The sequence below is a fragment of the Acinetobacter sp. YH12236 genome, from assembly GCF_013417645.1.
Taxonomy (GTDB): Bacteria; Pseudomonadota; Gammaproteobacteria; order Pseudomonadales; family Moraxellaceae; genus Acinetobacter.
The window spans coordinates 41,403-67,539 of sequence record NZ_VPDM01000020.1; the positions used below are offsets into that span (position 1 = coordinate 41,403).

The 26,137-nt window shown below is 42.6% G+C and carries 19 protein-coding genes and 2 pseudogenes; 10 read left to right on the forward strand and 11 right to left on the reverse strand.

Annotated elements, in window-relative coordinates; translation table 11 throughout:
• Positions 1–34 precede the first annotated feature (34 nt).
• Positions 35–1,894, forward strand: coding sequence for a Fe-S protein assembly chaperone HscA (gene hscA, locus FTV14_RS10050; RefSeq protein ID WP_180053844.1), 1,860 nt, complete (start codon positions 35–37; stop codon positions 1,892–1,894).
• Between the two features lie 15 nt (positions 1,895–1,909).
• Positions 1,910–2,248 (forward strand): ISC system 2Fe-2S type ferredoxin, encoded by a 339-nt coding sequence (gene fdx, locus FTV14_RS10055; protein ID WP_004786069.1) that lies wholly within the window; start codon positions 1,910–1,912, stop codon positions 2,246–2,248.
• A 74-nt stretch (positions 2,249–2,322) separates the two neighbouring features.
• Here fdx and FTV14_RS10060 read toward each other — a convergent pair whose 3' ends face one another.
• From FTV14_RS10060 to aspA, 5 genes are all read right to left on the reverse strand, one after another.
• On the reverse strand, positions 2,323–3,813 hold the full coding sequence (locus FTV14_RS10060; protein WP_159122747.1) for an adenylate/guanylate cyclase domain-containing protein: 1,491 nt from the start codon (positions 3,811–3,813) through the stop codon (positions 2,323–2,325).
• Between the two features lie 57 nt (positions 3,814–3,870).
• Complete coding sequence (locus tag FTV14_RS10065) at positions 3,871–4,305, reverse strand: HIT domain-containing protein (RefSeq protein WP_004786072.1); 435 nt, start codon at positions 4,303–4,305, stop codon at positions 3,871–3,873.
• A gap of 226 nt (positions 4,306–4,531) precedes the next feature.
• Positions 4,532–7,993 carry a transcription-repair coupling factor gene (mfd, locus tag FTV14_RS10070; protein ID WP_180053845.1) on the reverse strand — a complete coding sequence of 1,154 codons (3,462 nt, stop codon included), beginning with the start codon at positions 7,991–7,993 and terminating at the stop codon, positions 4,532–4,534.
• Between the two features lie 124 nt (positions 7,994–8,117).
• Positions 8,118–8,477 carry a hypothetical protein gene (locus FTV14_RS10075; RefSeq protein WP_180053846.1) on the reverse strand — a complete coding sequence of 120 codons (360 nt, stop codon included), beginning with the start codon at positions 8,475–8,477 and terminating at the stop codon, positions 8,118–8,120.
• Between the two features lie 124 nt (positions 8,478–8,601).
• Positions 8,602–10,050: an aspartate ammonia-lyase gene (gene aspA / locus FTV14_RS10080; RefSeq protein ID WP_180053847.1), complete on the reverse strand. Its 1,449-nt coding sequence runs from the start codon at positions 10,048–10,050 to the stop codon at positions 8,602–8,604.
• Between the two features lie 413 nt (positions 10,051–10,463).
• Here aspA and putP point away from each other — a divergent pair, with 413 nt between their 5' ends.
• Entirely contained in the window at positions 10,464–11,978 is a 1,515-nt protein-coding gene (putP, locus tag FTV14_RS10085) for a sodium/proline symporter PutP (protein ID WP_125278315.1), read from the forward strand.
• A gap of 55 nt (positions 11,979–12,033) precedes the next feature.
• On the opposite strand, the gene FTV14_RS10090 is transcribed toward putP, so the two are convergent.
• Entirely contained in the window at positions 12,034–12,531 is a 498-nt protein-coding gene (locus tag FTV14_RS10090; protein WP_004786082.1) for an Lrp/AsnC ligand binding domain-containing protein, read from the reverse strand.
• A 118-nt stretch (positions 12,532–12,649) separates the two neighbouring features.
• On the opposite strand from FTV14_RS10090, the gene putA reads away from it, so the two are divergent.
• From putA to FTV14_RS10110, 4 genes are all read left to right on the forward strand, one after another.
• A complete protein-coding gene (putA, locus tag FTV14_RS10095; RefSeq protein ID WP_180053848.1) occupies positions 12,650–16,405 on the forward strand; it encodes a trifunctional transcriptional regulator/proline dehydrogenase/L-glutamate gamma-semialdehyde dehydrogenase in 3,756 nt (1,251 codons plus the stop codon).
• Between the two features lie 178 nt (positions 16,406–16,583).
• Entirely contained in the window at positions 16,584–17,666 is a 1,083-nt protein-coding gene (gene trmA / locus FTV14_RS10100) for a tRNA (uridine(54)-C5)-methyltransferase TrmA (RefSeq protein WP_180053849.1), read from the forward strand.
• Between the two features lie 241 nt (positions 17,667–17,907).
• On the forward strand, positions 17,908–18,132 hold the full coding sequence (locus FTV14_RS10105) for a hypothetical protein (RefSeq protein WP_004786091.1): 225 nt from the start codon (positions 17,908–17,910) through the stop codon (positions 18,130–18,132).
• Between the two features lie 382 nt (positions 18,133–18,514).
• The gene (locus FTV14_RS10110; RefSeq protein ID WP_125278319.1) at positions 18,515–19,078 is read left to right on the forward strand and encodes a lecithin retinol acyltransferase family protein; all 564 of its coding nucleotides are present in this window, start codon (positions 18,515–18,517) and stop codon (positions 19,076–19,078) included.
• A 117-nt stretch (positions 19,079–19,195) separates the two neighbouring features.
• Here the strand turns inward: FTV14_RS10110 and FTV14_RS10115 are convergent, their stop codons facing one another.
• Positions 19,196–20,107, reverse strand: coding sequence for a bestrophin family protein (locus FTV14_RS10115; RefSeq protein ID WP_166136623.1), 912 nt, complete (start codon positions 20,105–20,107; stop codon positions 19,196–19,198).
• A 66-nt stretch (positions 20,108–20,173) separates the two neighbouring features.
• Positions 20,174–21,901 carry a glutamine--tRNA ligase/YqeY domain fusion protein gene (locus FTV14_RS10120; protein WP_180053850.1) on the reverse strand — a complete coding sequence of 576 codons (1,728 nt, stop codon included), beginning with the start codon at positions 21,899–21,901 and terminating at the stop codon, positions 20,174–20,176.
• A gap of 430 nt (positions 21,902–22,331) precedes the next feature.
• Between FTV14_RS10120 and FTV14_RS10125 the strand changes: the two genes are divergently transcribed.
• Both FTV14_RS10125 and FTV14_RS10130 read left to right on the forward strand, forming a co-directional pair.
• Entirely contained in the window at positions 22,332–22,841 is a 510-nt protein-coding gene (locus FTV14_RS10125; RefSeq protein WP_004786097.1) for a peptidylprolyl isomerase, read from the forward strand.
• Positions 22,842–22,960: 119 nt separating this feature from the next.
• A complete protein-coding gene (locus tag FTV14_RS10130; protein ID WP_104426183.1) occupies positions 22,961–23,686 on the forward strand; it encodes a UDP-2,3-diacylglucosamine diphosphatase in 726 nt (241 codons plus the stop codon).
• A gap of 37 nt (positions 23,687–23,723) precedes the next feature.
• Here FTV14_RS10130 and FTV14_RS10135 read toward each other — a convergent pair whose 3' ends face one another.
• Both FTV14_RS10135 and hpaI read right to left on the reverse strand, forming a co-directional pair.
• Positions 23,724–23,942: a hypothetical protein gene (locus FTV14_RS10135; RefSeq protein ID WP_004786100.1), complete on the reverse strand. Its 219-nt coding sequence runs from the start codon at positions 23,940–23,942 to the stop codon at positions 23,724–23,726.
• Positions 23,943–24,592: 650 nt separating this feature from the next.
• On the reverse strand, positions 24,593–25,387 hold the full coding sequence (gene hpaI / locus FTV14_RS10140) for a 4-hydroxy-2-oxoheptanedioate aldolase (RefSeq protein WP_125278322.1): 795 nt from the start codon (positions 25,385–25,387) through the stop codon (positions 24,593–24,595).
• 245 nt (positions 25,388–25,632) lie between these two features.
• Here hpaI and FTV14_RS10145 point away from each other — a divergent pair.
• Positions 25,633–26,010, forward strand: a pseudogene (locus FTV14_RS10145) (nitroreductase family protein); the annotation flags it as partial.
• 24 nt (positions 26,011–26,034) lie between these two features.
• Here the strand turns inward: FTV14_RS10145 and FTV14_RS10150 are convergent.
• Positions 26,035–26,137: pseudogene (locus FTV14_RS10150) on the reverse strand (IS982 family transposase); the annotation flags it as partial.

The following is a 26,137-nucleotide window of genomic DNA, read 5'->3' on the forward strand; positions in this document are numbered from 1 at the left end:
CTATTTAATTTTAACGTGCAAAGGATGTAACACTATGGCTCTCTTGCAGATTGCAGAACCAGGTCAATCAAGTGCACCACATGAACACCGCATTGCGATTGGTATCGATTTAGGCACCACCCACTCTTTGGTTGCCACGGTTCTTTCAGGTCAAGCCAAAGTACTCAAAGATGAACAAGGTCGTGTGTTACTTCCTTCTATCGTTCATTATGCAGCACAAAGCACTGAATATGGCGATGATGCCAAACCTTTTATTACCACCGATCCTAAAAATACGATTGTATCCGTAAAACGTTTTATGGGTCGCTCCCAAGCAGATATTAAATTCCAGCATCCTTATGCCTTGGTGGGCGAAGCGAATGAAATGCCGGCATTTGAAACTGCGCAAGGACGTAAAACGCCAGTTGAGATTTCTGCGGAAATTTTAAAGCAGCTTAAAGAACGTGCTGAAGCCAGCTTAAAAAATGAGATTAATGGTGCCGTGATTACGGTTCCTGCGTATTTCGATGAAGCACAACGCCAGGCAACACGTGATGCTGCGCAACTGGCTGGTTTAAACGTTCTGCGTTTATTGAATGAACCAACGGCTGCTGCGGTAGCTTATGGACTGGATCAGGAAACTAACTTGAGCACAGATCGCAACTATGTGATCTATGACTTGGGCGGCGGTACCTTTGACGTTTCAATTCTGCGTTTCTCTCAAGGTGTGTTCGAAGTATTAGCGACTGGCGGCCATACTGCTCTGGGTGGTGACGATCTGGATCGTCTGATTTTAAAATGGGCTAAAAAACAGCTTAATATCGAAACCCTAGATGATGCTGAATATGCGCATTTCATTACTGCTGCGCGTAAAGCTAAAGAAGCATTATCTGATGCTGACTCAGTTGAATTAAAGCTGCTTGATCAAAGCCTGACTTTAGATCGTTCGACTTTTGAAGAAATCATCAAAGTTGCTTTGGATAAAACCATCAGCGTATGTAAGCGTGTCATGCGTGATGCCAAGCTGGAACTTGATGATATTCAGAATGTGGTGCTTGTAGGTGGTTCTACCCGCTCGTATGCCGTGCAAAAAGCAGTACGTGATGTGTTTAACCAGGAACCACTTTGCACCATTAATCCGGATGAAGTGGTTGCGATTGGTGCTTCAATTACAGCGAATCAGCTCATTGGTAACAGCAAAGATGGATCATTATTATTAGATGTGACTCCACTTTCTCTTGGTCTGGAAACCATGGGCGGTCTGGTTGAACGTCTGATTTCACGCAATACCGCAATTCCAGTTGCACGTCGCCAGGAATTTACAACGTATCAGGATGGCCAAACCGCTATGCTGATTCATGTGGTACAAGGTGAACGTGATCTGGTAGAACATTGCCGTAGCTTAGGCCGTTTTGTCCTGCATGGTATTCCACCAATGACCGCAGGTCAGGCACGTATTGAAGTGACTTTCCAAGTGGATGCGGATGGCTTGTTGACCGTTTCTGCCAAAGAAATGACTTCAGGTGTGACTGCACAAATCGATATCAAACCATCTTATGGCTTGTCGAGTGAAGATACTGAACGTCTGCTGTTAGAAGGTTATCAGTTTGCTGAAGAAGATAAGAATCTTCGTCATTTGCAGGAAACCAAGGTGGAAGCACAACGTGAACTTGAAGCACTGATTCAGGCACTGAAAGTAGATGCTCAATTGATGAATGAACAGCAATTGGCAGAACTGACTGCTGCGCAAGCACGACTTGAGTCCGAGCTACAAGGTACAGATATCAAAGCCATTGAATCTGCAGTAGAACAGCTTAAAATACATAGTGATGCATTTGCTGCTCTGCGTATGAATCAACATATTGATGCTGCCCTTAAAGGCACTAAACTCGACGATTGGTCAAACTCAAACTAATTTAAGGTAAAGACTATGCCACGTATTAAAGTTCTTCCACATGCGCAAATTTGCCCTGAAGGCGCTGAGTTTGAAGTTGAACAAGATGCCAATCTATGTGAAAGCATGCTGAAAAACGGAATCAAGATTGAACATGCATGTGATATGTCATGTGCATGTACTACTTGCCACGTAATTGTCCGTCGCGGTTTCGACAGCCTTGAAGACATGAATGATGTCGAAGCTGACTTGCTCGATCGTGCTTGGGGTTTAGAACCCGACTCTCGTCTGTCTTGCCAAGTGAAGATTGTGGATGAAGATCTGGAAGTTGAAATTCCAAAATATACCATCAACCATGCTTCAGAAAATCACTAAGATTCTGCAATCAAAAAACCACGCTTAAGCGTGGTTTTTTTTATGGTCTTTATCATTTATTTAAATCATAAAAATTAGATGACTTTTGATCGTTCAGCTGCTCGAAATGCTTCTTCAGCAGATAAAGGTTCAATGACTTCATCTTCAAGTTTTAATTTCACAATTCCTTGAGAGTTGGTCAGTTGCTGTTGGGTTTGAATGCGTTTAATCATTTTTTCTAGCACATGCAACAACTCTGGATAATCATAGTTTTGTACTTCATCCAGATTTAGCAGTAAATGAAAGCCTTTATACTCATAATCAAACCAGCGCTGATATTCAACTTTCTGGAAGGCATATTTTTCCATCACTTGCCAGGTGCGTACCGGCGCCTTAATCCCTTTCAGGAAAATTGGCTTTTTAGGTGCACATAGATAATCATTTTTGATCAGGTTATGGGTATCTTCAGAAATCAGGATTTCATCAACTTCCGCAGCACTTTGTAAGCGTGCAGCCAGATTGGCATCACGACCAACAATGGTATAGGCCATACGGTGATTGGCGCCATAGTTCCCCACGTGGCAATAACCGGTTGAAATCCCCATACGGATATGTAATGGCGGATAACCCATTTTAATCCAGCGTTCGCGTAGTAATTTCATTTGCTGACGCATTGAAATCGCCATTTCCAGACAGTTTTTAGCATCCTGCTCTACACCATCTGAGTGCGGATCGCCAAAGAAGATCAGGATGGCGTCACCCATGAACTTATCGACTGTTGCTTCATATTTTTTTGCGATTTCAGTCATATGACTCAAATAGTCATTCAGCAGGAAAGCTAAGTCATCCGGAATCAGAGTTTCAGAAAGCTCTGTAAATCCTTGAATATCTGAAAAGAAAATCGTGAGTTTTTTACGTTTGTATTCGATCTTAGCTTCAGACTCACCTTTCATAATAGATTGCCATAACTGCACTGGCGCATAACGGCTGAGCTGATTGGCAAATTCCATATAACGGTTCATCTGGTCAAAATAATGATTTTTCTTCTGGGTCATATATTGCATACGACCGCTTTGATAGAAATTTCCGACACCAAAATAAGTAATCAGACAGATGAAACCTAGTACGGTGAGTTCGGTACTGGTTGGACTGAAATAGCTGGTAAATCCAAAAATGCCAATGGTAGACAGATAAAAGATCATGGTGCCAATCAGGCCAGCCAGTGACACCATCATGAATGAAATCTTGTTATTAATGGCGGTATACAGCAATGTAACTACTGCCAGTAGAGACAACACCAGATCCAGATGCACAGCTGCAAGTACAACCGATACGATAATCACATCTAGAACAAAGAAGAAATTACGTTTTAAATTATAGTCGTATTTATAAATCATCCACCGGGATAATTTCGGTGTGATCACCAAAACCAGTGCCAGAAATAACGGAACAAAAATCTGGTAATTGGTGTCCGGTTCCGTGTAGTGATAGACGATCAGAACCAGAGACAGCATGATATATCCCATCATCCGATGGAAATATTCAAACTGTTTTGGTTCCTGATGAATCCAGTCGTCTAATTGCACTCAATTACTCTCTTAAAGTCCAGAATCCTGAATGGACCATAAAATGTATGTCAACGCTTAGTCCATACGCCAGTCAAATGGCATATCCCCTTGACCGCGTAAAGCCAGCATCAAGGTTTGACGCATATGTGCCAATACTTCACTGCTATAAGGAACTGCTGGAGTACCCCATACCGGCTTAGGCCATGCCACATCGTTTTGATAACGAACCACATGATGAAAATGCAGTTGCGGCACCATATTGCCCAAAGCTGCGACATTCATTTTGTCGGCACGGAATACACGCGCTAACTGGCTAGATAACCAGCTTGATTCACGTAAAAACTGCTCTTGGTCAGCTTGGCTCAATTCATATAATTCGGTAATGCCTGGTACACGCGGAACCAGAATCAACCACGGAAATTGCATATCATTCATCAAACGACATGTTGATAAAGGAAAGTCGCCTACAAAAAACGTATCTTGAGCAAGTTGTGGATGCAAACTAAACATATCTTTATAAATGATGCAAAATTAGAATGATGGCTAATACTACCATATACAATTGCGGCTGAGTATTGTAAGCGGGCGCTTTAGGGCAATTTTGTATGAATTGTGAAGGACAAAACGGCAAACTATTAGCTTAAATAATTTCATATGAAAACAAGCTGATATTCACACTATATTTATAAAAATGAAATATAGCGTGAATATTCATATTCCATGAAATCTAAAAATATTAATTTAGCTCTTTTAATAGGCTATCCAGTAAATCGCTGATGAACTGGATTCGTTTTTGATAATCTTCCAGCATCACCATCACTTTTAATCGCTGGCCGCCTTCCATCCTGAAATATGTCGGATGTTTCTGCATCATCTGGATAATACTCATAGCCTGAACTGGTGTATCTGGCGCAAACTCGATATGGCCACCCTGCCCACCAATGTCAATTTTGGTAATGCCCAGCTGCTCAGCTTTAAGACGTAGCTGATGCACAGCAAATAACTGTTTCACCGGTTGCGGCGGAATGCCAAAACGGTCAATCAGTTCCATACGGATATTATCGAGTTTTTCCTGAGTATCGGTATTACTGATGCGTTTATAGAACAGCAAGCGCTGATGTACATCACCCAGATAATCGTCCGGAATCAAGGCTGGCATATGCAGGTTGATTTCTGCAGTTAAAGACAGTGGCGCATCATAATTCGGCGTTTTACCTTTTTGAATGGCTTTAGTCGCTTTTTCTAGCATTTCCATATACAGGCTATAACCGATCGCCTGCATCGAACCACTTTGCTGCTCGCCTAAAAGTTCACCTGCACCGCGAATTTCCAGATCTTCAGTGGCGAGCATAAAGCCTGCGCCCAGCGTAGAGGCACGCTGAATCGCTTCCAGCCGTTTTTCTGCATCGCCTTTCAAGGCTTTTAAGGATGGCACTAACAGATAGGCATAGGCCTGGTGATGCGAACGCCCAACCCGGCCACGCAACTGGTGTAACTGTGCAAGACCGAGCTTGTCTGCACGCTCAATAATAATGGTATTGGCATTCGGCACATCAATCCCGGTCTCGATAATAGTCGAGCACACCAAAACATTGTATTCCTTGTGATAGAACTGCTGCATCACCTGCTCCAGTTCACGTTCACGCATCTGACCATGTGCCACAATGACACGCGCTTCAGGCACCAGATTCCGGATATTTTCTGCAGCACGGTCAATGGTATCGACTTCATTATGCAGGAAATAGACCTGACCACCACGCAGTAATTCACGCAGAATCGCCTCTCGAATGGTGTCGCTGGTATGTTCCTGCACAAAAGTTTTTACAGCCAGACGGCGTGCTGGTGGTGTTGCAATAATGGACAGATCACGCATACCACTAAAGGCCATATTTAGGGTACGTGGAATTGGCGTTGCTGTTAGGGTCAGCATATCCACATCGGCACGCAAGGCCTTAATACGTTCTTTATCACGCACCCCGAAACGATGTTCTTCATCGACAATCATCAGTCCCAGATTATGGAACTGGACATTTTCCTGTAAAAGCTTATGGGTGCCGATGACAATATCGACTTTGCCATCCGCTAAATCCTCAATCGTTTTGGTATGCGCTTTAGATGAACCGAAACGGGAAAGCACCTCAATCCGAACTGGCCAGTCCGCAAAACGGTCTTTAAAAGATTCATAATGCTGTTGTGCCAGCAAAGTGGTAGGCACTAATACCGCAACCTGACGGTTATTTTGAACTGCGACAAAGGCTGCCCGCATGGCGACCTCAGTTTTACCAAAACCGACATCACCACAGACCAGACGGTCCATTGGTTTTGCCAGTTGCATATCATATAGTGTAGCTTCAATCGCATTGGCCTGATCCGGTGTTTCTTCATAAGCAAAGCCGCTAGCAAACTGCATATACAGACTTTGATCAACCTCAAAACTGATCCCCGGCTTAGATGAACGACGTGCCTGAATATGTAATAACTCGGCTGCGACATCATGAATCTGTTCCAAAGCTTTACGCTTGGCTTTATTCCAAGCATCTGTACCCAGTTTATGTAAAGGTGCTAGATCTGGATCGCCACCACTATAGCGGCTGATCAGATGCAGGTTAGTCACCGGCACATAGACTTTAGCGCCTTCAGCATAGTCCAGTTGCAGAAATTCATGGTCCTGATCATCGATACTTAAAGTAATTAAGCCTGCATAACGTCCTACACCATAATCAATGTGTACCACTGGTGCACCAATGCTTAGCTCGGTCAGACTGCGGATCAGGAATTCTTCTGATACTTCCTGCTGACGCTTGCGACGACGTTGGACCACACGATGTTCGTAAAGCTGATTTTCCGAGATCACACTGATCCGATTTGTCAGAACCAGACCACGTTCCAATGGTGCACTGGTAATCGCAATCGCATGCAGAGAATCGACAAAAGCATCAAAGTTTTCTACGGTCGGAATATCGCCCAGACTTGGGCGCAGCGCATCTTTTAAGGTTTCACGACGACCGGCACTTTCAGCAACCAGTAAAACCGGATGATTGGCCGCATCAATATATTTTTTGACTTCGGTAAAAGGTTTTTCACGTTTTGGATCAACAGGCAACCGTGGTGGTAACTGAGTATCCAGATTAATCACGCCGGCTTTCTCATCAAAAGCTTCTTGTGCCGCAATGATGCGACTAAACTGATTCAGCTGTTCTAAAAGCTGATTGGTCGGACAGAACAGTGTTTCAGGCGGCAGAATCGGCTGATCAATATTATGACGGCGATCTTCATAACGGCGTGTTACATCCTGCCAGAACTGCTCTAAACTCTGCTCCAACGCCCTATCTGTAATGACAATGCCATTCTTTGGTAAATACGAAATTAAGGTACTTTGCCCTTGCATCGCTTCATGACTAAAGAATAAAGGCAGGTAGAACTCGATTCCCGGTGAAGCAATGCCATCCATCACATCCTGATAAATTGGATTTTTCTTTGGATTAGCTGTCGGGAAAAATTCTGCATAACGGTCACGGAAAGTAGCACGGCCTTCCTTAAGGGGAAATTCTTGTGCAGGTAATACCGTAAATTGTTCTAAAGTTTGCGTAGTTCGCTGGGTTTCCGGATCAAAAAATTTCAGGGTTTCAATTTCGTCATCGAACAGGTCAATCCGGATCGGTGCATCTTGGCCTGAAGCATATATATCGATAATGCTACCGCGAACTGCAAATTCGCCATGGTCATAAACGGTATCAACCAGATGATAACCAGCCTGAATCAGTTTTTTCTTTTGCTGTTCCAGATCCAGCTTTTGCCCGACTCGAATATCGAAGTGTTCACCCAGCACCCATGAAGTAGGTGCAACACGCTGTACCAATGTAGAAGCTGCCAGCAACAATACGCCGCTTTGGGGCATGTTAGATAAAATTGCCAGACGTTCAGAGACGATATCCTGATGCGGTGACAGACGGTCATAAGGCAAAATTTCCCAGTCTGGAAATATGGTCGGTTTAATCCCATAAAATTCCAGTTCACTTTCCAGTTGACCCAAATGCTGGTTATTACGCGCAACAATAACAAATAGACGCGATCGTTGCTGCTTGATAATTTCTTTCAGCAATAATGCAGTAGACGAGCCTTGCAGATTGCCTAACCAGCGTTTCTCGCCTGCCTTGAGCTTTGTTAAATTAAGTTGGGAAATTTCTTGTTGGAACATGTATATAGCTTTAAAGTCTAAACAACATGAAGCTTATACTATCACGATGATCTGGTGCTATTTCGTTATTTTTATGCAGTCGTTACAGATTGACTGCATAGGATAAAATCAGCCTATGATTCAGTTATTTTTTATCACGTAAAAAGTTACGATAATAGTCATTCAACTTTTTCACAATTGCTTTGAATTGCAGCAGGTTTTCTTCAGTATTTCCTAATCTTGCATTAAAACGCTGATTGGCAATTTCCAGATCAATTTTTTCATTAATGATCATTGCAGTTGAATATAGCGCTTTTAAATCATCAAAAGTTTTCATGCGTCGGTTAGACAAATATTCCAGCCGCTCGCCCAGCTCCTCATTTAAATTAACCCCATCCACAATATAGCCGATCCCTTCTACATATTGGATATGATTCTCTTCCAGAAAAATCTGAGCCGGATCAGGTTTATTTGATTTAAATAAGTTGCTGATTTTATCAAACATGCTATGCACTCAATTCATTGTGTCATCGATATAGTCTAGATGAAAATGCCCCAAACCCACAGACGGGATTTGAGGCAAATGGTTAAAATCAGCACGAATCTATATTCGGCTCATCCTTAAACTTTCAGGATACCTGTTCCCATTGATTCATCATTGGGACTTCTGAAACCAGATTTTCAAAGGCAAAAATTTCATCCAGCTGAATTTCACTTAACAAACCCAGTTCCAGCACCACTTCGGGTACAGTTTTATTTTCACGAATACATTGCTTGCCAATTTCATCACAAGTGGCATGACCTAAAAGTGGTTCCAGTAAGGTGATAATCCCGATACTGCGCATCACTGCATTTAAACAGTTCTGTTCATTGGCCTGAATCCCGGCAATACATTTTTGTTGTAGGGTCTGCATACCTTGAGTTAATAATTGGATGGATTCATTTAAGGATACTGCAATGACCGGCTCCATAACATTAAGCTGTAATTGCCCTGCTTCTGCTGCCATTGTCACAGTCAGGTCATTACCAATCACACGAAACGCAATCTGATTGACTACTTCTGGAATGACCGGATTGACCTTGGCTGGCATGATAGAAGAACCTGCCTGCAATTCTGGCAAACGGATTTCCGCCAGACCGGTACGTGGACCAGAACTTAACAGACGCAAGTCATTACAGATCTTGGATAATTTAACAGCCAGACGTTTCAGACTACTGGACAGAATAATAAACACGCCACAATCGCTGGTCGCTTCGACATAATCTTCCGCGCCTTTTAAAGGTAGGCCAGTAATTTTCGTTAAAGTTTGTACTGCATGTTTGGCATAACCATCTGGAGTATTCACGCCGGTTCCAATGGCGGTTGCACCCAAATTTACTTCCAGCAATAACTGACGCATTTGCTCAATCAGCTTCAGGTCTTCTTTTAATAAGGTTGCGAAAGCACGGAATTCCTGTTCCAGGGTCATTGGAACCGCATCCTGTAACTGGGTACGCCCCATCTTGATCACATACTGAAACTCTGATGCCTTGCTATATAAAGTATCAATCAACGATTTTTGCACATGAAGCAGTTCATCCAGACGTGTATATGTCGCTAGACGTAGTGCCGTGGGATAGACATCATTGGTCGATTGCGAAGTATTCACATGATCATTTGGATGCAGGATATGGTAATCGCCTTTACGATGCCCGAGCAATTCTAGCGCCCGATTTGCAATAACCTCATTCGCATTCATATTGATAGAAGTACCAGCTCCACCCTGATAAGGATCAAGCGGAAATGCCTCCTGCCAGTCCTGAGGTTGATGAATCAATTCATCACAGGCTTGTTGAATAGCACTACTTTGTTGTTCTGATATTTTCTGAAAATGTAAATTCGTTTGTGCTGCTGCTTTTTTAACTTGCGCCAATGCGCGAATAAAGTGTGCTTGCTGACCTACTGCCAGACCTGAGATCTGAAAATTCTCAATCGCACGCAAGGTATGAATACCATAATAGCTGTGCTGGGGAATTTGTTTTTTCCCCAATAAATCCTGTTCAATTCGACTTGATTCTATTTGCAACATATTGTCCATGTCATATTACTCTTAGCAATGATGCACCATTCAGAATGGCATTCATTCACTATGAAGAGAGGCCCTAAAAACAAATAGAAGTGATTTAAGCAGGATTTGAAACAAAATATGTCTAATTCGAGATTGTTGTTATTTTTGTAAAATTGTGTAATTAAAATACAAAAATTCAATGAATTTAACTGTTTATTAAAATTATTTATTTTTCTTCAAAACCATGTGTAAGTTTGCATTTTACAACCCTTTCCTAATTCTTCATTTTTATAAGAAAATTCTTAATTTACACAAAATATACATAAAATCTGATCAACTGTTACAGAGTGTAATTTTTAAACCATGTTTGAATCACTGCCCTGTGAATGCAGTTCAAAAATCATCCCGGATGATGATGTTTAAAATTTAAGGATACTCTGCCTATGAGCTCGCTTAACCCGACACTGATTACTTTTATGTTTTATATCGTCGCCATGATTGGGATCGGTTTATATGCCTATCGTGCGACATCCAATTTTGATGAATATATTCTGGGTGGGCGAAGTCTGGGCAGTGTCGTGACTGCGCTTTCCGCAGGTGCATCCGACATGAGTGGCTGGCTGCTGATGGGCTTACCCGGAGCCATCTATTTTTCCGGTCTGTCAGAAGTCTGGATTGCGATTGGCCTGATTATTGGCGCCTGGCTGAACTGGTTACTGGTAGCTGGCCGTCTGCGTGCCCATACTGAATTTCAGAACAATGCTCTGACCCTGCCTGATTATTTCACCAGCCGTTTTGCGGATAAGAAACGAATCTTACGCTTACTATCAGCCATTGTGATTCTGGTGTTCTTTGCAATTTACTGTGCTTCCGGTATGGTCGCAGGTGCGCGTCTGTTCGAAAGCCTGTTTGGCTGGGATTACACGACAGCACTTTGGCTCGGTGCAGTGGCCACGATTCTGTATGTGTGTATTGGCGGCTTCCTGGCAATCAGTTGGACCGATACCTTTCAGGCTGGCTTAATGATCTTTGCGTTGCTTATTACACCCATCATTACCTATCTGGCATTGGGTGATAATGCTCAACAGGTGGGCACCCTACTGGAAACTGCCCGTCCACATGCCTCCAATATGCTGGAAGGCCTAAGTTTTGTCGCGATTATTTCTAGCTTGGCTTGGGGCTTAGGCTATTTTGGTCAGCCACATATTCTGGTGCGCTTTATGGCGGCAGATTCGGTCAAAACTATTCCTACTGCACGCCGGATCGGCATGACCTGGATGATTCTGTGTCTGGTGGGTGCAATGTCGGCGGGCTATATCGGGATTGCTTATTTTGCAGCAAATCCTGACCTTCCTGCTGCTGCAATCGTCAACCAGAATCCTGAAACCGTTTTTATGGAATTGACCAAAATCCTGTTTAACCCTTGGATTGCAGGCATCATATTAGCGGCAATTCTGGCTGCGATTATGAGTACATTGAGCTGTCAGTTACTGGTTTGCTCGACCACCCTGACTGAAGATTTATACAAAGGCTTCCTGCGTAAAAATGCTTCACAAAAAGAACTGATCTGGGTGGGTCGTGGCATGGTGATTGTGATTGCCTTGATTGCAATCTCCTTGGCCATCAATCCAAACAGTAAAGTTCTGGGTCTGGTGGCTTATGCCTGGGCTGGCTTTGGTGCTGCCTTTGGTCCACTGATCATTTTCTCATTGTTCTGGAAACGCATGACCCTCAACGGCGCGATTGTCGGCATGGTGGTGGGTGCCGTGACTGTAATTGCATGGAAAAATTATATGGGTGATACCGGTCTGTACGAGATTATCCCGGGGTTTATTCTGGCAGCGTTAAGTATTGTGATTGTGAGCCTATTGGATAAAGCGCCAAGTCACGATGTCGTTAATCGTTTTGAACTGGCGAAAGCTGAATATCAAAAAGAAATGGCTGAAATGAATAAATAATTTTTTCTATTTCAAATTAAAAAGGGGCTTTATGTCCCTTTTGTTTTGTCTGAATTTATACCTTAGCTTTAGCCGGCATTTTCAGCTTGATCTGTTGGGTTTCCTTGATCACTTCCATGACCGGATAACTACGGGTTTCTTTTACCCCCGGTAATTGCCACAAAATATCACCGGAGATTTTTCGGAATTCATCCATATTGGCACAGCGGATTTTCACCACAAAATCAAAACCGCCACTAATCATATGACATTCCACGATATCGGGAATATGCTGTACCGCCTCGGAAAATTCTTCCAACACATTCGGTGTGGTTTTATCCAGCAGAATTTCGACAAAGACCACAAAACCGTTATTCAGCATAATTGGATTAAGTCGTGCTTCATAACCGAGAATAAATCCTTCCTTGGTCAGTTTCTGCACACGAGCCAGCACCGCAGTCGGTGATAAATTCACCATTTCTGCCAGTTTAATATTGGAAATTTTCGATTCAGACTGCAGCAAATCAAGGATGCGAATATCTATTCGGTCAAGGCTTAAATAAGGGCTATTCATTAGAATTATTCTCTAAAAATGATACAAACTATAGTGAGATATTCGTCAATTATTTTGGGATTATAGATTAAAACTCATTCAACTCAAAGAACCGATTGACGCAGTACAGGAAGTCACTATGTCCACCACATTACGCCCGAATTCGCACTCGAATGCAGTGAAGCAATCGAATTACATTGCTGAATTTAAGGATAAAAACCAATACGAACAGCGCATCAATACCGCATGGCGACGCGCCGAATCCGAATGCGTGGAAACGTTGCTGGAACATAGTGAAATTTCTTCAGAACTGACAGATAAAATTCAGCGCCTGGCGTTTGATCTGGCACATTCCCTGCGCGAGCGTAAAGGCTCAGGCGGTAAAGCCGGTATCGTACAAGGACTGCTTCAGGAATTTTCGCTCTCTTCTCAGGAAGGGATTGCCTTGATGTGTCTGGCAGAAGCCTTACTACGTATTCCAGATACAGCAACCCGTGACTTACTGATCCGCGACAAAATCAATCAGGGCAACTGGAAAGAACATCTTGGTCAAAGCCAGCTGATGTTTGTGAATGCTGCGGCTTGGGGGTTAATGCTCACTGGAAAGCTGATGGAAACGCCTCAGCAGAAAAGCCTGTCGAGTCTATTAACCGGTCTTTTGGCACGTAGTGGCCGTGGCATTATCCGTAAAGCAGTTGATGTCGCGATGCGCATGATGGGTGAGCAGTTTGTCACTGGCGAAACCATTGATGAAGCCCTGAAAAATGCAGAACGTCTGGAAGAAAAAGGGTTCCAATATTCTTATGACATGCTCGGCGAAGCGGCTCTGACTGATCCGGATGCAGAACGCTATTATCAGGATTATCAGGATGCGATTCATGCCATCGGCAAGGCATCAACAGATAAGGATGTTTATAACGGTCCCGGTATTTCCATCAAACTGTCTGCACTGCATCCACGTTATCAGCGCTCGCAAATGGACCGTGTCAATGATGAGCTTTACTCCAAAGTACTCAATCTGGCAGTTCTGGCGAAAAGCTATAATATCGGCCTGAATATTGATGCCGAAGAAACTGACCGTCTGGAAATTTCCCTAGAGCTTTTAGAACGTCTTTGTTTTGAACCGAAACTCAATAACTGGAAAGGCATTGGTTTCGTGATTCAGGCCTACCAGAAACGCTGCTTCTATGTCGTGGATTACATCATTGATCTGGCTAAACGCAGCCAAAAACGCCTGATGATTCGTCTGGTCAAAGGTGCGTATTGGGATAGCGAGATCAAAAAAGCTCAAATCGAAGGTATGTCGGATTATCCAGTATTTACCCGCAAGGTGCATACTGACCTATCCTATATCGCCTGTGCACGAAAACTGCTGGCAGAACCGGACTATATCTACCCGCAATTTGCGACACATAATGCGCAGACCGTTGCCACGATTTATCAGCTCGCTAATCCAGACCGCTATTATGCCGGTCAATACGAATTCCAGTGTCTGCATGGCATGGGTGAACCGCTGTATGAAAATGTGGTGGGTGATAAAGCTGCTGGAAAGCTTGGTATTCCTTGCCGGATCTATGCACCGGTCGGTAACCATGAAACCCTACTGGCCTATTTGGTCCGTCGCCTGTTGGAAAATGGTGCGAATACTTCTTTCGTCAATCGAATTGCTGACAAGAATTTAAAAGTCGAAGACCTGATTGAGAATCCGCGTCAAACCATTTTAAAAGCAGCTCAACAGGAAAATGCCTTAGGTGCTAAACATCCGCAAATCCCTTATCCAAAAGATTTATACGGTACCTTACGATCAAATTCGTCCGGATTAGATCTGGCTAATGACGCAGACCTGCAAGCCTTAAATGCAGTTGCGACAGACTTGGCGAGTAGCCAATTTCAGGCTGCTGCAATGGGTACTGTTTTCTCAGAAAACGATAGTAGTCATCCAGTACAGATTATCAATCCAGCACAGCATCAGGATGTGGTCGGTACCGTCCATGAAGCTACCACTGAACAGGCAGAAATTGCCCTGACTCAGGCAGTGAATGCACAAAGTTTCTGGAGCAATTTGCCAAAAGATGAACGTGCAGCCTGTCTCAATAAAGCCGCTGACCTGATGCAACAACGTTTGCTGCCACTGATGGTCCTACTGTCTCGTGAAGCCGGTAAAACCTATGCCAATGCGATTGCTGAAGTCCGTGAAGCAATTGACTTCCTGCACTACTATGCTGGCCAGATGCTGGACCTGTCTAATGATGTACATATTCAGCCTTTAGGAACTGTACTCTGCATTAGTCCATGGAACTTCCCGTTAGCGATTTTTACTGGCCAAATTTCTGCAGCACTGGTTGCTGGCAATACTGTCATCGCCAAACCGGCTGAACAGACTCCATTGATTGCCGCGCAAGCCGTGCAGATTCTCTGGGAAGCAGGTATTCCGCAGGATGTCCTTCAGCTATTGCCGGGTCGTGGTGAAACCATTGGAGCTCAACTCAGCCAAGATTCACGCATCCAAGGCATCATGTTTACCGGTTCTACTGAAGTAGCAAAAATTCTACAGAAGACCGTAGCAGAACGACTGAATCAGTTTGGCGAAAGCGTCACTTTAATTGCCGAAACTGGTGGTCAGAATGCCATGATCGTAGATTCATCAGCGCTCACCGAACAGGTTGTGCTGGATGTAGTTAACTCAGCTTTTGATAGTGCTGGTCAGCGCTGTTCTGCCCTGCGTGTACTCTGTGTGCAGGAAGACAATCTGGATACTGTACGTAAGATGCTAAAAGGTGCAATGCAGCAATTGCGAGTCGGCAATCCGGTTCTACTCAAAACTGATATTGGTCCAGTGATTGATGCCGAAGCACGGCAGAACATCCAAAAACATATTGATCAAATGCGTAGTAAAGGTCATCAAGTTCATCAACTGATGTTTAATCAAGATGCTTCCGATCTGGCTCAAGGTACTTTTATTCCACCGACCTTAATTGAACTGCCGAATTTAAATGATCTTGAGCGTGAAATCTTTGGTCCAGTGCTGCATCTGATTAGCTATAAAGCCGGTGAGCTGCCACAACTTCTGGATCAGATCAACAGCAAAGGTTATGGCCTGACCATGGGACTACATACCCGAATCGATGAAACCATGCAGACCGTGATTTCAAAAGCGCACGTCGGCAACCTGTATATCAACCGCAATATTGTCGGTGCTGTGGTGGGTGTACAGCCCTTTGGCGGAGAAGGCCTGTCTGGGACTGGTCCGAAAGCCGGTGGTCCACTTTATATCTACCGTTTAATGCATCAGGTGTCTGAGAAGAAGCTGGCTCAGCCTTATGCAATGCAGCCTGCCCAAGTTTCCCTTGAAAATCCGGTAATGCAGGACTTTAAGGCTTGGGTAAACAAGACTTTCCCAAGAGTTTCGTTGAAGGCTCCAGCTCAGATTGCAACGAGACATAGCTTTAGCCTGCAAGGCCCAACGGGTGAGGAAAACCAGTACATGATCCTGCCGCGTGAGAGTGTGCTCTCTCTAGCAGACAATGATGTAGATCAGATTCAGCAAATCTTGGCAATTTTATCGGTCGGTAGCCGCCCGGCTGTACTGGCAGACAATACTTTTATACTCAAGTATCTGCAAAGCATGCCCGCGAGTGTGGTGAAAGCTATTAAAGTTATCAAAGATATTGAATCAGGTGATTTTGAGGCTGTACTGCATCATGGCGAGACCACTGCATTGATGGATTTGCAGCAACGTATTGCAAGACGACAAGCAGCTATTGTAGGTATCACGCACCTAAGTTCCGGTAATTATGATATTCCAGTGGAGCGTTTCGTGATTGAACGTGCAATCAGTATCAATACCGCAGCTGCAGGTGGCAATGCCAGTCTCATGACCATGTCAGGCCTATAAACAGCTTTAGTACTTAAATTATTTTAATCCCTTTCCTCTTATGGCCAAATCTCTCCCCTTTGCAGATTTGGCCTTTTTTAACAGCTTTTCAAGCCTGTTTCCCTGAATAGTCTTAGGCAGAACAGCAAATTTTTGCTACCATCTTGGCTTTCAAAATATTTGCGATTTTTTACTGCATATGACCTCATCTTATCAGCAACAACTGGATGCCAAAGTTGAACGCATTAGCGCGCAATTTGCCGAATATCAACCACCTGCCCTTGAAGTATTTGAGTCGCCTGAACAGTACTATCGCATGCGTGCTGAATTCCGGATCTGGCATACTGAAGATGACCTGTTCTATGCCATGTTTGAACGTGATCAGAACAATAACAAGAAAGTGATCCGTATTGATGAGTTCCCTGTGGCTGACCGCAGTATTAATGACTTAATGCCGCAATTGCTAGAAGCCTTCAAAGCCGATGCAACTCTGGGCCACCGCCTATTTGAAGTGCATTTCCTGGCAACACTAAAAGGTGAAGTACTGGTTTCCCTGATCTATCACCGCAAGCTGGATGAAAGCTGGGAACCTGCAGCTAAAGCACTGGCTGAAAAATTGAAGATCAAGCTGATTGGTCGTAGCCGTGGCCAGAAATTTGTCTTGAGCGATGAGTTTGTCGTAGAAGAACTCACTGTATTTGACCGTAAATATCAGTACAAACAGATCGAAAGCAGCTTCACCCAGCCGAATGCGCAAGTCTGCCAGAAAATGCTGGAATGGGCATGTAATGCCGCGCAGCAATCTGATAAAGATCTCTTAGAGCTGTATTGTGGCAATGGTAACTTTACCCTGCCACTCTCCACCCGCTTCCGTCGTGCATTGGCGACTGAATTGGCCAAGTCATCTGTCTATGCAGCTGAATGGAATATCGAACAGAACGGTATCGACAATATTCAGGTAGCACGTCTATCTGCTGAAGAATTTACGCAAGCTTTTAATGGTGAACGTACTTTCCGCCGTCTGCAAGAAGCCAATATTGATCTGTCAACTTATGACTTTGATACGGTATTTGTTGATCCGCCACGTGCAGGGATCGATGATGAAACACTGAAACTGCTACAGCGCTTTGAACGAATCATCTACATTTCTTGCAATCCGGACACATTACACGACAATCTGAAACAATTGTCCCAAACCCATAAAATTACCAAGTTTGCCCTGTTCGACCAGTTCCCTTATACCCACCATGTAGAGTCAGGCGTACTGCTGGAAAAACGCTAAAAATATTGTTTCAATTTATTTTTTTGTTACATAAATGGAGCTTTTGTTAGCTCCATTTTTATACATAAAATTAGTAACTTATGCATGAATTATCTTGTTTCAATCAAATAATATCGTTCAAAATGTCTTCTGCAATCGAAAATTTGAAATACTGACTGCTGCTTTTATCACATAGGTCCTATTGCTTTATTTATTAAATTGGATATATTTCACCCTATGTTAGGTTGTGTATGAAGGCTCTATGAGTTTCTGGCAGAAGTTGTTTTCAGATGAACAACAAAATGAACACAAGAACCAGATTGCTTGTGTTGAAAATGATTGCTCTTGCAAGACAAATGAACAGCTCCTTGAAGCACTGTCTAAAGCAACTGATGAAGATATCATTATCGGAATCAAAAAAGTTCTAGCTTCTCGCGGTTACAGCCGTAAAGAACTCAATGAACTTCAGCACCTGCCGCTGCAATAAGCAGCTTAGGTCTTGATAAAAAGCATTTGCATACGCAAATGCTTTTTTTATATCTATCATTTGGATTTTTGCCTACCCTTCTTTGCTTTTAATCAGGTGGAACCTACTCCTTCTATCTAAACCTAAGTGTCTATATCTTTATTTCTTTTCAAATATGCAGATAAATGACTTTTCATATTTGCTTAGGCTATTTAGACATTATAGTTTAAGATCTGCCTCAATCAGTGCACATACAGCATTTATAAAGTTCGAAAAATTTAAAGATGACTGTCTAGACAACGAATTCTGGATAGAATTGAACCCTAAAACATCGATTAATTCACAAAAAAACAGTACACTTGCTGTTTAAAATACACTTGTTATTAAATGGCTTAATCTTTACATGCAGCGAACTAAACGGTTTCCCATAGGTGCGCATCTTATGGTTAAACATTTCGGTTATACTCATCACGGGATTTATGCCGGGCGTGGTCGTGTCATCCACTATTCCGGTTTTGCACATTTATTTAAAAAGCATCCAATTGAAATCACCTCCATTGAGAAATTCAGCAACGGCAAACCGATTCAGATCCAGTATTATGCCTCAGCAAAATACAAAGGCCGTAAAGTGGTTCGCCGTATGCGTTCCAGAATGCATGAAAATAACTATCACCTGATTATTAATAATTGTGAGCATCTCTGTACCTGGGCAATCACTGGTGTAGAAAGCAGCCCACAAGTCATTCAGATGATGAATCGCCTGACGACGATCGGTTATATCAGCTCCATGATGAGCTTTATGAATAGCCTTTTCCTGACCTTGACGACCACCTGTTTCGCTCTAGCTCTCTATATCAAGAAAAAGCTACGTGACAAGGCCAAACAACGTTTAGAGCAATATCGTGAGCTACATGAGCAGGTTAAAAACAATAGCCCAGATCTTGGCAATCATTTAAAACATCGCTAGGGTCATAGTTTCTTGCTTTTAAAATTTGTAAGCCAGCCACTCAAAAATAATTTAAAAATAAGATGATTTTCATTTAATTTATTTAATGATTAGCTTTTCAATAAAATCAGTTTAAACCTAAGTTAAATAAGCTTTTTTAGCTTTAATCGCTTCAGGTAATTCTTGTCCTAAAGAACTCAGGGTTTCACGTTCGATCAATCTTACAATAGAGTCTAAAGGCAGATCATTATCCTGAAATCCAAAAGGCTCTTCCAGTTCCGCACTCAGTTCATCTAACCCTAACAGCATATAGGCAATCAGGCCGACTAGAATCGGAGTCCATAAACCAAGACTGGCTTCCAGACTAAATGGCAGGATAAAACAGAAAGAATAAACAGCACGATGCAACAGCACCGAATAGGAAAATGGTAACGGCGTCGACAGGATCCGGTCACAACCCGCCTGTATATCGCCTAAAGCCACTGTATGCTGATTCAGATTGTTATAAATAATGTCTGTAATCTTGCCTTGTTTATAGAGCAGAACCAAATCTTTCTGGATTTGTTCCAGTACCCATTGTGATGCATTGATATGCGTGGGCAATTGATCAAATGCAGCAACTTCAAAATTAGTGTGGGCCTGGTAATGCTGAATACTTTGCTGCTTCTGTCTCAAACGGTCACGTAATAAATGAGTAAACAGCATCATTCGATACAACAGGATTTCACGTGACTGATCATCAAGGACATAGCTATCACGGCATAAATGACGTGTCGTAGCAATCAGCGCTCCCCACAGCTTGCGCCCTTCCCACCAACGGTCATAACAGGCGGTGTTACGAAAGCTGAGAAAAATCGACAGAATCACCCCGAAGATGGTAAAGCCTATGGCCGGCACTGCAGGAAAGCTAAAAAAATGCGCCTGACGCAGATAGACCAGCAAGCCTGAAAGAAAAATTACCAGCCCCAAGGCAGGCAGAACTTTAGGCAAAATTGTGCCATGCCATGCAAACAGCAGACTAAAGCTATTACTTTTATCACGAACAATCATTCATTCTTTCCTGCCACGATTGAAAAAGCCCAACCGGAGTTGGGCTTTTTAGGGATTTCGCTTAAATTATTTGCCAGGTTTAAAGCTGTCTTTCAAATCTAGAATACGGTTGAACACTGGTTTGTCGCTTGAATGATCATATTGATCCGCTACGAAATAGCCTTCACGTTCAAACTGGAAACGATCTTCCGGTTTTGCCTCAGCCAGCGCAGGCTCAATAACTGCTTGAACCACTTTCAATGATTCAGGGTTCAGATTCGCCAGGAAGTCATCACCAGTTTCTGGATCAGATTCAGTGAACAGACGATCGTAAATGCGAACTTCGGCAGGAATACCTTTGGTTGCAGATACCCAGTGAACTACACCTTTTACTTTACGGCCTTCAGGATTTTTACCTAAAGTTTCAGGATCGATTGAGCATTTCAATTCAACCACTTCACCGTTCGCATCTTTAATCACTTCATCACATTTGATGACATAAGCATGACGAAGACGCACTTCACCACCCGGGATTAGGCGTTTGAAGCCTTTAGGTGGCTCTTCTTCAAAGTCTTTACGGTCGATATAGATTTCTGAAGTGAGCGGAATAATACGTTCGCCCATATCCACGTTTGGATGACGTGAATGAGTCAGATCCATATCCGCTGGCAAATTGGTTAAAGTCACTTTCAGTGGATTCAATACTGCCATACCGCGAGCTGCAGTATTTTCTAAAGATTGACGGATGCAATATTCAAGCATTGCTACATCAACGATACTGCCATCGACTTTAGATACTCCTACACGCTTACAGAAATCACGCAGACCTTCAGGCGTGAAACCACGACGGCGCATACCGACAACAGTCGGCATACGTGGATCATCCCACCCGTTAACATAACCGCCTTCAACCAGCTTGCGCAGCTTACGTTTAGAAGTGATGGTGTAATCAACATTCAGACGGCTAGATTCGTATTGACGTGGAACTGATGGCGATTTAACTTTTTCCACCACCCAGTCGTAGAATGGACGGTGATCCTGGAATTCCAGTGTACAAAGTGAATGCGTAATGCCTTCAATCGCATCTGATAATGGATGCGCATAGTCGTACATTGGATAAATTTTCCATTTATCGCCAGTCTGGTGATGTGCAGAATGCAGAATACGATACAGGATCGGATCACGCATATGCACATTTGGCGAGTTCATATCTATCTTGGCACGCAATACCGCTTCGCCTTCAGCATATTCACCAGTGCGCATTTTTTCGAAACGCTCGAGGTTTTCTTCCACAGTCGCATCGCGTTGTGGCGAGTTTTTACCTGGCTCTACAAAGTTACCGCGGTTCAGCTTGATCTCTTCCGGAGTTTGCAGATCCACATAGGCATCGCCCTGTTCAATCAGTTGAATTGCCCATGCATATAACTGGTCAAAATAACTTGATGCATAGCGTGGTTCACCATTCCACTGGAAACCTAGCCATTTTACATCATTGGCAATACCATCCACATATTCCTGCTCTTCTGCATCGGGGTTGGTATCATCAAAACGCAGGTTGCACAGGCCACCAAATTCTTCAGCAATACCGAAGTTCAAGCAGATCGCTTTAACATGACCAATATGCAAATAACCATTTGGTTCAGGCGGGAAACGGGTGACCACTTGCTGGGTACGACCAGCTGCTAGATCGTCAGTAATCACCTGACGTACAAAGTCTAAGCCTGGTTGTTGTTCCTGCTGCTGCACTGAATCGACTGCATTCTTATTTTGGGTCGGGTTGTCGGGCAGAGACGTCACAACATCATTTGGCTTCATGATTAATCATTCACTTCTAAAGTTAAAAAGGGATTAAGGAATATGCAGTAGCTCACGCGGTCTAACTGTATTCACTAAATAAAGGTTCTTTAGTTTAACTATAGGCGAATGATCTCTCAACCGTTAACTTAGGTATTTGATTTCAATTCGTTCATTTTCAAATTGGAAAATACAATAGCTTACCAAATCGTAAAATATCCGCTTTTGACTGAGCCAGCAGATCAGTGCATGCTCTTAGGGTCAGACAAGCTTTATGAAGACGCATGATCTCGAAGAAATGACTTTGTAAATCAATGCATAAATAAGATACGATTTTTATGTTTTTAACAAAGAAAATTATGTTTTTGCTTGCCTTGTCGATTGTAGTTTGCTTATGCTTCCTTCATTCAGAAAAAACCATGGCATTAGTCCATGATTAGGAGATTACACAATGAGTTTTCCTCAAGTCGAATTAAACACCAATAAAGGTCGTATTGTTCTTGAATTAAACGCTGAAAAAGCACCTAAAACAGTAGCTAACTTCTTGCAATATGTACGTGACGGTTTTTATGACGGCGTAATTTTCCACCGCGTTATTGATGGTTTCATGATCCAGGGCGGCGGCATGGATGAAAACTTCAAAGAAAAAGCAACACGTGATGCGATTGAGAACGAAGCTGACAACGGTTTAAGCAACGATGTAGGCACCATTGCAATGGCACGTACTCAAGCTCCTCACTCTGCTTCTGCTCAGTTCTTCATTAACGTGAAAAACAACTCTTTCCTTAACCACACTGGCAAAACTGCACAAGGTTGGGGTTATGCCGTATTTGGTAAAGTAGTTGAAGGCATGGATGTTGTTGATGCAATCAAAGGCGTTCGCACTGGTAACCGTGGCTACCACGCTGACGTTCCTCTAGAGAACGTTGTGATCGAATCTGCAAAAATCATTTCTGAGTAATTTTAAATCCTCCCTAATCCTCCTTTAATAAAGGAGGGAACCACCATTTTTAAAGATGGTTTTTCTCATCTCTTTTGCAGAGGGAGGTCGGGAGGGATTAAAAAATAAGGAAAAGATTCGTGACCTATCTGTTTATCTCAGATTTACATTTGTCACCTGATCACCCTCGACTCGTTCGGGGGTTTTTAGATTTATTGGCAGCTTATCAGCATAAAAATACCCAACTGTATATTTTGGGCGACTGGTTCAATGCCTGGATTGGAGATGACTACACTGCACCCTGGCTGGATGAAATCGTCAGTGCTTTAAAACAGTTTAATCAAGCCGGCAATCAGATCTATTTTCTCATCGGTAACCGTGACTTTGCCTTAGGCCAAGATTTTCTGGATCAATTTTCCGGACAGCTTTTACCTGAAATGACCAGTTTAAATATCGGTTCGATCCGATACCGGATCGAACATGGCGATGCACTCTGTACCGATGATGTGTCCTATCAACGTTTCAGAAAAATCATCCGTCATCCCTGGATGTTAGGTTTTTTAAGAAAAATGCCTTTAAGTTTCCGTGCCAGACTCGCTAATGGTTTCCGCAAGAAAAGCCATGAAGCACAGCAATTGAAAAGCTATGAGGTTATGGATGTAAACCCATCTGCGGTAGAAGCAGCTCTCAAAGAAGCAGATGTTCTGATTCACGGACATACTCACCGTGCTGCAATCCATGATGTAAATGGTAAAAAAAGAATTGTTTTAGGAGATTGGAAAGCTGATTATGCTGAGATTTTAGAGCTGGGCAGCTCGGATATTGATATTCATAACATTCAGCTAAAAATCTGGTATTACCCATAAAAAAAGCAACTGCGAGCAGTTGCTTTTTATATTTTATTTAACTTAAACGGTATAACTGGTTAAAACCAGTATAGAAACTTTTACCATCCAGATTAAATGGATATTGTTCACCGTTTTCAAGTTCAATCATCTTGCCCACATTGACCATAATCATACCATTGATGGTATTTTGCTGACGTTGCATTGGTACAACTTTGACTTGAATTTCACAACCATTAATGGCGGTCGCGATAGACCATGTATTTAAATTTTTCAAAATATTCACTCATAATATGAGCTTTTTGTGATTAAACAAGGAGAGCTATAGACTAAAAATAAATCTTATTTCTGGGTTTGCTAGAGTTTTTTTAACAGGAAAACCTGTCTTTCGTGTATCACAATCAGCTAAAAATAAACCAGCGAAAACAGTATTCGCTTTAAAGTAATTATCTTATAACTCTTTTTTGACCAAATAGCAAAATTACATTGTAATGACATATGTCAAGAGTAGTATTTTTCAGATGCTTTTTCGCATATCTAAATGTCCAGTAAAGAAGTATTTCAACATATAAAACACACCGAACAACATCATGATACTAAAGCCTGAGATCAAATCACTTGAATCAAGAAAGTTTACAACTGTCAGATATCCAGTAGACAAAGTATAAATCACCATGAAAACGAATAAGATACGTTGCCCTAAACGATAACGTTGTTGCTTTTTTTGCTCATGGATCTGTTTTTGCTGTTCAAAAATATTTCAATTTCTTCTGGTTTCATTTTACCATCCCACCCATCTTATTTTTTAAACTACTATAGCTAAAGTAGATAAAAAAGCTCTGACAACTCAGAGCTTTTATAAAATATCTTCTGTCTAAACGATCAATATTGAGAAACCACGCTTCAGGTTTTTTTGATTTTTGATGATCAATAACCACCTTCTGACTTGATGACTTCAGCATCAGGTTTATATTTCGCCAAAAGTTCACGAAGCGAATTCATCAGAACACTGGTATCAACCCCTACTGCAACGAACTCAGTTCCAAGCGCCAGATATTTCTGGGTAGCTTCATGCTGCGTCGATAAAATCCCAGCAGCCTTACCAGATGCACGAATCCGCTGAATAGCGTCTACTACTGCTTTTTGTACTTCAGGATGGTTCGGATTCCCCTGATAACCCATAGTCGCTGAAAGATCTACCGCCCCAATAAATACACCATCAATCCCCTCAATCTTGAGGATTTCATCCAGATTTTCCAGACCTGTCACCGATTCAATCTGAATTAACAAACAGATATTTTCATGAGCAGTCTGATAATAATTCGGGATACTATTCCAGCGTGTCGCACGTGCCAGCGCAGCACCCACACCACGAATTCCTTCCGGTGGATAACGGACTGCTTTGACCATTAATTCGGCCTGCTCCACAGTTTCTACCATAGGAATCAATAAGGTCTGTGCGCCAATATCGAGTAACTGCTTGATCAGTTGTACACTGCCGATTGGTGGGCGTACTACAGCTTGAGATGGATAAGCAGCGATACTCTGTAATTGAGAGAGCGTTGTTCTTAAATCGCTTGGGGCATGCTCACCATCAATCAAGAGCCAGTCATAGCCCGCATTTGCCGCAATTTCTGTCCCATACGCATCAGCCAGTCCGACCCACAAGCCAATTTGCTGCTGCGTCTTTAATTTACGTTTAAAGTAATTGGTATATTGCATCGGCCCACCTATCTTGCATGCTATTGCCTGAAGTTCTTATTAAACTCCTGTTACCAGAAACTGCCAATATACAAAAGCTTGCTTCTTATCTGATTTAACTCTTAGTTTTTCATAAAATTTCACTCAAGATTATATAAATATAGACTTTGCCGATGATGTTTTTATTGTAATAATCTTTTGATCAGAAAAATCTAGATGCCTAAAGCATATTTCTAAACGCCTTATCAAAAGATTGGAGTCCATCAATGGATTTACTCAAGATCGCTCAAACCCGTTATACCACTAAAGCTTATGACCCTAACAAGAAGGTTCCAGCAGAACAATTTGAACGTTTATTAGAAATCTTACGCCTGACGCCATCTTCGATTAACATTCAGCCTTGGCATTTTTTTATTGCCGACAATGATGCCGCTAAACAGCGTATTGCCAAAGCACTAGTTGGAACTTATGCCTACAATGCTCCCAAAGTGCTGGACTCTTCACATACCATTTTATTTTGTACCAAAGCCGATATTGACGAGTTACATCTGGACAATCTGTTAAATCGTGATGATCTCAGTGGTCGTTTTAAAGATGAGAGCGCCAAAGAAGGTCAAAAGAATACCCGTACCGGCTATGTACATTAACCTGAGTTCGATGAAATCCACTTAACCTTTTAGCATATTTTGGAAAGTTGGCTTATTGGGGTTCAAACAATAAGCCACTACAGCAGCCATGATATTCACCATGAAGTTATTTACCGAACGATGA

Bases quoted from the DNA above. Each gene is read 5' to 3' on its own strand.
- hscA (WP_180053844.1), top strand. From the start codon at position 35: ATGGCTCTCTTGCAGATTGCAGAACCAGGTCAATCAAGTGCACCACAT.
- putP (WP_125278315.1), top strand. From the start codon at position 10,464: ATGAGCTCGCTTAACCCGACACTGATTACTTTTATGTTTTATATCGTC.
- FTV14_RS10065 (WP_004786072.1), bottom strand. From the start codon at position 4,305: ATGTTTAGTTTGCATCCACAACTTGCTCAAGATACGTTTTTTGTAGGC.
- FTV14_RS10115 (WP_166136623.1), bottom strand. From the start codon at position 20,107: ATGATTGTTCGTGATAAAAGTAATAGCTTTAGTCTGCTGTTTGCATGG.
- mfd (WP_180053845.1), bottom strand. From the start codon at position 7,993: ATGTTCCAACAAGAAATTTCCCAACTTAATTTAACAAAGCTCAAGGCA.
- FTV14_RS10075 (WP_180053846.1), bottom strand. From the start codon at position 8,477: ATGTTTGATAAAATCAGCAACTTATTTAAATCAAATAAACCTGATCCG.
- FTV14_RS10105 (WP_004786091.1), top strand. From the start codon at position 17,908: ATGAGTTTCTGGCAGAAGTTGTTTTCAGATGAACAACAAAATGAACAC.
- FTV14_RS10090 (WP_004786082.1), bottom strand. From the start codon at position 12,531: ATGAATAGCCCTTATTTAAGCCTTGACCGAATAGATATTCGCATCCTT.
- FTV14_RS10110 (WP_125278319.1), top strand. From the start codon at position 18,515: ATGCAGCGAACTAAACGGTTTCCCATAGGTGCGCATCTTATGGTTAAA.
- FTV14_RS10120 (WP_180053850.1), bottom strand. From the start codon at position 21,901: ATGAAGCCAAATGATGTTGTGACGTCTCTGCCCGACAACCCGACCCAA.
- putA (WP_180053848.1), top strand. From the start codon at position 12,650: ATGTCCACCACATTACGCCCGAATTCGCACTCGAATGCAGTGAAGCAA.
- fdx (WP_004786069.1), top strand. From the start codon at position 1,910: ATGCCACGTATTAAAGTTCTTCCACATGCGCAAATTTGCCCTGAAGGC.
- hpaI (WP_125278322.1), bottom strand. From the start codon at position 25,387: ATGCAATATACCAATTACTTTAAACGTAAATTAAAGACGCAGCAGCAA.
- trmA (WP_180053849.1), top strand. From the start codon at position 16,584: ATGACCTCATCTTATCAGCAACAACTGGATGCCAAAGTTGAACGCATT.
- FTV14_RS10125 (WP_004786097.1), top strand. From the start codon at position 22,332: ATGAGTTTTCCTCAAGTCGAATTAAACACCAATAAAGGTCGTATTGTT.
- aspA (WP_180053847.1), bottom strand. From the start codon at position 10,050: ATGGACAATATGTTGCAAATAGAATCAAGTCGAATTGAACAGGATTTA.